Consider the following 5,111-nt stretch of genomic DNA (forward strand, 5'->3'; position numbering starts at 1 on the left):
CGCGCGGCGGCCCCGGCCGGGCACAGCACCAGCACGTGGACGAGACAGAGCGGAAAGGAAATCTCGCCGGGCCACGCCGCCCGGCGCGCCGACAGCAGGCGATTGACCTGCGGCGAGCCGATGGCCACCACGAGCGCCGGCACGGCACCGGCAATGTGCACATAAACCTCGCTGAAGCCGGCCGGCTGCCCGGAATAGCCCATCAGGCAGACGATGAGCGGCAGCAGCACCGCGAGGGCGGCCGGCGGCAGGCGCGGCGTGTGCCGCGCCAGCAGGAAAGCCGGCGCCACGCCGACCGGGAACGCGGCGAGAAAGAGCGGGGCGATGGCCGTCGTCATCATGAGGGCGATGCCGCTCAGACAGAGCGCAGCCCACAGCGGCCGCTGTCGCGCCGGGCCGATGATGAGGGCGAGGCCGAAGGCGGCGAAGCTGCCGACGAACTCGGTGCGGATGGTCCACAGGCGGCTGTCGGGGCTGCAGGTGCCGTCGGTGAAGGTGCCATCGGCCCCCTGAAGCAGCGCCCCGGCAAAGCCCGGCCGGTCGAACTGCTGCGCCTGTTCGGGGGTGAGGCCGAAGGCGAACCGGTGCAGCCATGGCGAGCGGCTGATTTCCGCCGCTGCGGTGAAATCACAGGCGCCGGGGGCGAAAAGCGCCCGCGACAGCACAACCGTGACGACGATCGGTCCGGCAAGGCGCGGCCAGCGCCTGACGGCGCTGCGCAGAGTGTTTTCCCGGTTGCCGCGCACGAAATAGCGGCGGGTCAGAATAGCGGTGCGTCAGAACATGGGCCGACAGCACGAAGAAATGGGCCGACAGCACGAAGAACAGGATGACGGCCGAGGTGCCGCAGGTCAGGCCGAAGAAGAAGCGGCCGTTGATCGACAGCGATGCGTCGAATTCGGCAAAGAGGCCGGATTTGCCGGGCAGGAACCCCGGCATGGAATGCCACAGCACCACGCTGACGGCGGCAAGGCCGCGCAGGCCTTCCGGCGGAATGTCCCTGCCGGCGTTTCCGGTTTCGGGAGAGGATGCGGAAGTGGCCTTGGAAGCCGGAGCAGGGGGCGCTTTCAGGATCCTTCCGGCGGCGCGGGGGTGCCGGGGCCGGTCGTTCGGGGCTGGCAGGGCAGGCGGCGGCGTTGCCGGCGCGCCGGCCGGGCGGTTCGATTCCGGCGGCGCTTTCCTATATTGTGCCGGAACCCTTTTCCAGATTCGTTCAAGGTCGATTTATTCCCGATGGTGAACCCCGCCGGGCCGCCCGCCCGCCCCTTCGATGACGATCCGCTTTTTGGCGATGCCGTGCCGGCCCCCGGTCCGAAGCCTGGCGGCATCGCCGCACGCGCGCTGGGCCATGGCCGCCAGCCCGTTTATCTGGAAGGGCTGAACCCCGAGCAGCGCCGCGCGGTGGAAACGGTGGAAGGCCCGGTTCTGGTGCTGGCCGGTGCCGGCACCGGCAAGACGCGGGTGCTGACCACCCGCATCGCCCATATCATCGCCTCCGGCCTCGCCCAGCCCTACCAGATCCTCGCCGTGACCTTCACCAACAAGGCCGCGCGGGAAATGAAGCACCGCATCGCCGCCCTCATCGGCGGCTCGGCGGAAGGCATGAACTGGCTCGGCACCTTCCACGCCATCGGCACCCGCATCCTGCGCCGGCATGCGGAGCTGGCGGGCCTGCGGTCGGATTTCACCATTCTCGACACCGACGACCAGCTGCGCCTGATGAAGCAGATCATTCAGGCGGAGAACCTGGACGAGAAGCGCTGGCCGGCGCGCCAGCTCGCCCAGCTCATCGACGGCTGGAAGAACCGCGGCCTGACCCCGGACAAGGTGCCGGCCGGCGACGGGGCCGGCTTTGCCAACGGCCGCGGGCAGGCGCTCTATGCGCTCTATCAGGCCCGGCTGAAGATGCTGAACGCCACCGATTTCGGCGATCTGCTGGTGGAGCCGATCCGCATCTTCCGCCAGCATCCCGATGTGCTGGCCGACTATCAGCGCCGCTTCCGCTACATGCTGGTGGACGAGTATCAGGACACCAACACCGCGCAATATCTGTGGCTGCGCCTGCTGGCGCAGAACAACACCAACATCTGCTGCGTGGGCGACGACGACCAGTCGATCTATGGCTGGCGCGGCGCGGAGGTGGATAACATCCTGCGCTTCGAGCGCGATTTTCCCGGTGCCGTGGTCATCCGGCTGGAGCGCAACTACCGCTCCACCGCGCCCATTCTGGCGGCGGCCTCCCATCTCATCGCCCACAACGAGGGCCGGCTCGGCAAGACGCTGTTCACCGAAGCCCGCGATCCGGAAGCCGCCCCGGTCACGGTCGCCTCGGCCTGGGATTCCACCGAGGAGGCGCGCTCCATCGGCGACGAGATCGAAAGCCTGCAGCGCAAGGGCGAGAGCCTCGACCAGATCGCCATTCTGATGCGCGCCTCGTTCCAGATGCGCGAGTTCGAAGACCGCTTCGTCACGCTCGGGCTGCCCTATCGCGTGGTCGGCGGCCCGCGGTTCTACGAGCGCGCCGAAATCCGCGATGCGCTGGCCTATTTCCGCGCCACCGTGCAGCCGGCCGACGATCTTGCCTTCGAGCGGATCGTCAACACGCCCAGGCGCGGCCTCGGCGATGCCACGCTGCAGATCTGCCACGATTTCGCCCGCGCCCGGCAGATGCCGCTGATGGCGGCCGCCGCCCATCTGGTGGAAACCGACGAGCTGAAGCCGAAGGCGCGCACCACCCTGCGCGCCCTGCTGCAGGCCTTCGCCCACTGGCGCAGCCTTCTGGACGACAAGCCCCATCACGAGGTGGCCGAGATCATTCTCGACGAGAGCGGCTACACCGAGATGTGGAAGCAGGACCGCTCGGCCGACGCCCCGGGCCGGCTGGAAAACCTGAAGGAGCTGATCCGCTCCATGCAGGATTTCGAATCGCTCGCCGGCTTCCTGGAGCACATCGCCCTCGTCACCGACACGGAGAACGAGGCGGGGCAGGAGGCGGTGACGCTGATGACGCTGCATGCCGCCAAGGGGCTGGAATTCAACACCGTGTTCCTGCCGGGCTGGGAGGAGGGGCTTTTCCCCCACCAGCGTGCCCTCGATGAGGGCGGCCGCTCCGGGCTGGAGGAAGAACGCCGGCTGGCCTATGTCGGCCTCACCCGCGCCCGCCGGCGGGCCTATGTGTGGTTCGCCTCCAACCGCCGCGTCCACGGCCTGTGGCAGACCACGGTGCCCTCGCGCTTTCTGGACGAACTGCCGGAAGCCCATGTGGAGGTGCGTGAATCCGGCGGCGCGGGCGGCTATGGCGGCTATGGCGCCAGCCGCTTCGACCGCTCCGACAGCTTCGGCTCCAGCTATTCCACGCCGGGCTGGGAGCGGGCGCGCGAGCGCACGCGCGAGGCCGGGGCCGGCGGCCGGGCAGGCGGGCGGCCGCTTTCCGGCCCGGCCCAGCGCCTGCGCGGCGGGGCGACCATCGAGGGCGAACTCGTTGCCAAGAGCGTGGTGGAAAACCCCTCCGCCTTCACGAAGGGCGGCCGGGTGTTTCACCAGAAATTCGGTAACGGCACGGTGGCCGCTATCGACGGCAACAAGCTGACGGTCGATTTCGACAAGGCCGGGCGCAAGAAGGTGCTGGATTCCTTCCTCGAACGGCTCTGAGCGCGCGCCGGCGGAATGGCACTGGAAGGCTGAGCCGGCTTTGGTTAGGATGTCATGCGATATTCAGTCGCATGTGCGTTCCCGGACGTGGGTTCGCGTACCGGGACAGATGCCATGGCTATTCCGCACAATCCTTCCGGGCCGTCGGGCGGCCTGCTGCCGCCGCGCTGCGGCTGCGGTCCCGTCAGCCCCGCCGGCTGGGGCCTGCGGCTTGTGGTGGCCCTCGTGCTCAGCATTGCGGCGGCGGTGATTCTCGCCCGCCTGCCGTGGCTCGGCGACGGCTTCTTTGCCGAGAACGGCCCGGTGGAGGATGCGCAGGCGCTGCTGCTGGTGGCCGCCGGCGCGGTTTTTGCGCTGACGGCCTTTGCCAGCGCGCGCCCGGCGGAGCGGGCGGTGCTGCTGGCGGCGGCGCTGGTGATGTTTGCCATGGCCGACCGCGAGATGGACCTGCGCCACACCGGGCTGCCGGGGTGGCTGGTGTTTGCGGTCACCGGCTGGCTGCCGCATGTGCTGCTCGGCGCGCTGGCGCTGTTCACGCTGCTTTATTATCGCGGCGCGCTCCGGGGCATCCCGCAGGCGCTGTGCCGGCGTTTTGCCGGCTGGGCGGGGCTGGCGATGGCGCTGGGCTTTCTGCTGGCCGGTGCCGGCTGGCCGTTTGACAAAGATGTGATGCGGCTGCCGCCGGCCCTTGCCGACCGTCTCGAAGAGAGCTTCGAGTTTGCTTCCTATGGCTGGTTCCTCCTGGCCGCGTTTGCGGCCCGCCGGGCCTGAGGGGCGGCGGCGGGCGCGATCTGCTTGCGTCCGGCCGGCGGCTGCGCTAGGCGAGGAATCTTGATCGGGCGCCCCCGGGCCCGGCCCAGACGGAACACGGACTCTTATGGACAAGATCAGGATCGTCGGCGGTAACCGGCTGAACGGCACCATCCCCATCTCCGGGGCGAAGAATGCGGCCCTGCCGCTGATGATCGCGAGCCTTCTGACCGACGAGACCCTGACGCTTGAGAACCTGCCGCGCCTGCGCGATGTGCAGCTTCTGTTCCAGATCCTCTCCAACCACGGCGTCGACCACGCCATTCAGGGCAAGCGCAACGGTCAGGACGACATGTGCGGCCAGACGGTGGACCTGTCGGCGCGCGCCATCGTCGACACCACCGCGCCCTACGAGCTTGTCTCCCGGATGCGGGCGAGCTTCTGGGTCATCGGCCCGCTGCTGGCGCGCATGGGCGAGGCGCAGGTGTCGCTGCCCGGCGGCTGTGCCATCGGCACCCGGCCGGTGGATTTCTTCATCAACGGCCTCAGGGATCTCGGCGCGGAAATCGAGATCGACCGCGGCTATGCCATCGCCCGGGCCCCGAAGGGCGGCCTCGTCGGCGGTCGCGTGGTGTTCCCCAGGGTTTCCGTCGGGGCCACCCACACCGTCATGATGGCGGCGACGCTGGCGCGCGGCGAAACCGTGATCG

3 protein-coding genes and 2 pseudogenes are annotated in these 5,111 nt (G+C 69.1%); 3 read left to right on the forward strand and 2 right to left on the reverse strand.

Translation table 11 applies throughout. From position 1 onward, the window contains the following. Both V7067_RS09510 and V7067_RS09515 read right to left on the reverse strand, forming a co-directional pair. Positions 1 to 665, reverse strand: a pseudogene (locus V7067_RS09510) (hypothetical protein); the annotation flags it as partial. Next, complete coding sequence (locus tag V7067_RS09515; protein ID WP_334175657.1) at positions 628 to 939, reverse strand: hypothetical protein; 312 nt, start codon at positions 937 to 939, stop codon at positions 628 to 630. The gene V7067_RS09515 and the pseudogene V7067_RS09510, both read right to left, overlap by 38 nt. Before the next feature lie 294 nt (positions 940 to 1,233). Here V7067_RS09515 and V7067_RS09520 point away from each other — a divergent pair, with 294 nt between their 5' ends. From V7067_RS09520 to V7067_RS09530, 3 genes and pseudogenes are all read left to right on the forward strand, one after another. Further along, a complete protein-coding gene (locus V7067_RS09520) occupies positions 1,234 to 3,651 on the forward strand; it encodes a UvrD-helicase domain-containing protein (protein ID WP_334175658.1) in 2,418 nt (805 codons plus the stop codon). Positions 3,652 to 3,765: 114 nt separating this feature from the next. Next, entirely contained in the window at positions 3,766 to 4,422 is a 657-nt protein-coding gene (locus V7067_RS09525) for a hypothetical protein (RefSeq protein ID WP_334175659.1), read from the forward strand. Between the two features lie 106 nt (positions 4,423 to 4,528). After that, a pseudogene (locus V7067_RS09530) lies at positions 4,529 to 5,111 on the forward strand (UDP-N-acetylglucosamine 1-carboxyvinyltransferase); the annotation flags it as partial.

The organism is Pseudoxanthobacter sp. (assembly GCF_036822375.1).
In the GTDB taxonomy this organism is placed as follows: Bacteria; Pseudomonadota; Alphaproteobacteria; order Rhizobiales; family Segnochrobactraceae; genus Pseudoxanthobacter.